General features: G+C 62.5%; 1 protein-coding gene. It reads left to right on the plus strand.

Annotated elements, in window-relative coordinates; genetic code table 11:
* The coding region (locus ABX749_RS24265; protein WP_372898264.1) for an aminotransferase class I/II-fold pyridoxal phosphate-dependent enzyme at window positions 1-4,176 on the plus strand (4,176 nt) is incomplete at both ends.

Consider the following 4,176-nt stretch of genomic DNA (forward strand, 5'->3'; position numbering starts at 1 on the left):
GGCTTACCGGACGTTGTGCGATGTGGCGGCGGAGGCCTTGGACGATGCCGGAGTCGAACTTTGCCCGTCCGAGCGACGCAGCAGCGGCGTCTACCTGGGACACTCTCGGAGTAGCGGCTTGGCGGGCGATCTGGCCTATGGGACTTGCATCGCACAGTCGGCTCGGCTGCTCGGCGATGTGGAATCGTTTCGCGCGTTGAACGTCGATCATGCGCGGGTGATCGACGAACTGGTCACGGAAGTGCGTCGAGACATGCCGCATCGAGACGAACAGGGGCGTCCCACCTTGGGTCCACACGCGGCCTCCGCGATGTTGGCGGACACCTTTGCGATGGGCGGTCCCTGCATGACGTTCAATTCCGCCTGTGCGTCGTCGCTGAGCGCTCTTCACCAAGCGGTGTTGGCCTTGCAGCAGGGTCGCATCGAGATGGCGCTGGTCGGCGGCGCGTCGGTCTGTCATTTCGAAACCCTGGTGATGTTCTCCCAGGCTCAGTCGCTGAGCAGCGTGATGTCCCGCCCGTTCGACGAGGATGCCGACGGTCTGGTCGTCGGCGAAGGCTACGCGGTGGTGATCATTAAAACGCTTGAGCATGCGGTCCGCGACGGCGATAGGATTCACGGGGTCATACGCGGCATCGGGGTCTCGTCCGATGGCAAAGGCAAAAGCCTGTGGGCGCCGCGCAAGGAAGGCCAGATCGTCGCCATCCGCCGGGCCTATGGCGATGAGCTGAAGATCGGAAATCTGCAATACATCGAAGCGCACGCCACATCCACCCAGCTGGGTGATGCCACGGAAGTCACGGCGTTGGCGGAGGCGTTGAGACTTCCCGCCGACCGTCGAATTCCGATCGGCAGCGTCAAAGCGAATATCGGTCACACGCTGGAGACCGCTGGTCTGGCGGGGCTGATCAAAGCCGTGCTCTGCATGCGTCACCAGACGATCGCACCGGCGGTCAACGTCCGTCAGTTGAACCGGACGATCGACTGGGGATCGCTGCCCTTCTACGTGCCGATGCAAGCCGAGCACTGGCCCGAGCCGGCCGATGGCATGCCGCGTCGCGCCGCCATCAACGCGTTCGGCATCGGCGGTTTGAATGTCCACGTGGTCCTGGAACAGTTCGTCGGCGACGGATCCCAGGCGGCGATGCATGCCGGTGTGGATGCCACGCAAGCGACCGAACGTCGGCAACCCATCGACAACGTCTACCGTACGGGGCCATCCTGCAGTGACGCCATCGCCGTGATCGGACGGGGCACCGTGTTGCCAGGCGCGTTGAACGTCGATGCGTTTGCCAAGTTGTTGGCCAGCGGAGACGACCCCAAGGGGCCGATCCCCCAGCATCGCCTCGATCCCGAGATCTACCTCGATCCCTCCCAGCCCAGACATTGGCACTGCTTGAACAACCTGGCGGGGGTCGTGCGGGGATTTCAATACGATTGGCGCAAGCACAAGATTCCGCCCAAGCAGATCGCCCACGCCAACCCGCTGCAGTTCATGATCTTGGATGCGGTCGACCAGGCCTTCAGTGAAGCCGGATTAGACCGTGAAGTGACCGATCGCATCGGTGTGGTGGTCGGTTCGCCGTTCGGCGGCGAGTTCGCGACCCAGTTGCTGATGGGATTGCGATTGCCCGAATTCCAACGTCGTCTGACGCGTTTGCTAGGTCGGCTTGGGTGCGATCCCCGGCAGTGCGAAGCGGTCAGCCGACAGTATGCCGAAACGCTGATCCAGGCGATGCCGGCGCTGCTGGACGAAACCGGCAGCTTTACCAGCAGCAGTCTGGCGTCGCGAATCACCAAATCGTTCAACCTGATGGGCGGGGGCGTCGCCGTCGACGCCGGCAATTGTTCGTCCGCGGCGGCATTGATGTGCTGCGTCGATCAACTCGCCAGCGGTGCCTGCGACATGATGGTCTGCGTCGGCGGGCAGGAAGACCTCAGTGCGACCTTTCTGGAGCGGCTGGGGTTGACCGGTCTGCTCGCCAAGGGGGCGCCCCAATCGCCGCTGGACGCCGCGTCCGGAGGGTTGGTGCCGGCGGAGGGTTGCGGGGCGTTGCTGTTGATGCGGCTGGCCGACGCGAAACGACAAAAACGCAAGGTTTTGGGTATCATCCAAGGGGTGGGGGTCGCCACCGCCGACAGCCAGTCCGACGCATCCGAACGCGCGGTCGACGACGCGTTGCGGCGGACGACGCGTCAGGGCCAATCACTCGCAGCGGGTGACGTCGCGCGGATCGAAACCACTTCGGTCGCCTGCCAACGGCGCACCGCAGAGGAATTGGATGGGATCTACCACGCCTACGCCGAACTCGCCCGGCAACGTCCCATTTCCCTCGATTGTCTGATGGCACAAACTGGTCACCTCGGAGCCGCCTCGGCGATCGCCGCGCTGATCAAGTCGACTCTGGAACTTCAACAACTGAAAACAACGGCCACGTTCGGACTGACGCGTGCGTTGCCGTTGATCGAATCCACCCCGCTGTTCGACGTCGCATCCCAGCCCCGTCCGCTGGAAGCGTCCGACCACAGCGGCCGCCTCGTCACCGCCGTTCACAACGCCGAACGTCGAACCGCCTATCACATCCTTCTCCAACGAGATGCGAAAGTGCATGCTCCCAGCAAACCCCAGGCCCCAGTGACCGCCGACGCCTCGTACGATTCCCGCGTCGTGGACGGCATCACCATCGTCGACGCAACGCAACGCCGAAAGGAATCGATGCGAGACAAGGCGATGCGTCAGTCTGTCGCCACGTCGGGTTCGTCGTCGCGTGCTTCCGTGGCCGTCAGCGACGTTCGCCAGAGCGTCGCCCCAGCGCCGATCACTTCAGCGCCGGCTTACGACAGCGACGTTGAGTCTGCGAGGACAGAGACCGCCGCGACAGACACTGCGGCGGCCGGTCTGTCCGACGAAGCACTGAAAGAGTTTTTGACGCGTTTTGTCGTCGAACAAACCGGCTATCCGCCAGAGTTCGTCGAGATGGACGCGGACTTGGAAGCGGATTTGGGAATCGATTCGATCAAAAAAGCTCAGATGTTCGGCGAACTGGGCGAACATTTTTCGATCACCCCCGACGAATCCCTCACGCTGGACGACTTCCCCACGCTGCAGCATATCTTCGACTACCTCGCCACATCGAATCGATCATCGACTTTACCCGTCGAATCGAATCACGACTCCGTTGCCACAACGGTCGCGCCACCCGATCCAATCGAGAGCACGCAGAGCACCGCGAACCGCCGGACCTTATCAGACGATCCGCCGCATGGCGCGAGCTTGCGGGCAGCCGATCCGCCGCCCAATCCGAGCCATCGATCAACACCCGACCGCCCCGATCATGCGTCGGCCGTTCCAACGGACGATCAACAGGATCGACCACTGGATCTGATCCCCGATGCCAAGCGGATCAGCCGCACCAAAGAGTTGTTGGACTTGGCCGGACTGTCGATGCCGTATTTCGCCGAACACGAATGCGTCACGCAAGACACCACGCGAGTCGGCGGCAAACCCGTCGTCACGTTCTGCAGTTCCAACTACTTGGGCATGTCCGGAGACCCCATCGTCTCGGCGGCCGCCAAAGACGCGATCGATCGCTACGGCACCAGTGTTTCGGCAAGCCGTCTGATCGCGGGCAAACCGTTGCACCGCGAACTGGAAGACGAATTGGCGACGTTCCTGGGGGTCGAAGCGACGTTGGTTTTTTCGTCGGGCTATGCCGCGAACGAATCGATCATCGGGCATCTGTTCGGCCCCGGCGATTTGATCATTCACGACTCGCTCGCCCACAACTGCATCATCCAAGGCGCCGAACTGTCGGGGGCACAGCGGCTGAGTTTTCCGCACAACGACAGCGGGGCGCTGGATCGTCAATTGCAACAAATTCGGCACAAGTATCGGCGCACGTTGATTGCGATCGAGGGCGCTTACAGCATGGACGGCGATCATCCGGACTTGCCGAAGTTTCTGGACATCAAGCGACGGCACGACGCGTTTCTGTTGGTCGATGACGCCCACGCCATCGGCACGATGGGCATGACGGGACGCGGCAGCCCCGAGTTCTTCGATCTTGATCCGAGCGAGATCGACTTGTGGGTCGGAACGCTCAGCAAGGCGCTCGGCAGTGGCGGAGGATTCGTCGCCGGCAGTCGCGAGCTGGTCGAGTACCTCAAGTTCAGCAC

Source organism: Stieleria sp. (genome assembly GCF_041595215.1).
GTDB lineage: Bacteria > Planctomycetota > Planctomycetia > Pirellulales > Pirellulaceae > Stieleria > Stieleria magnilauensis.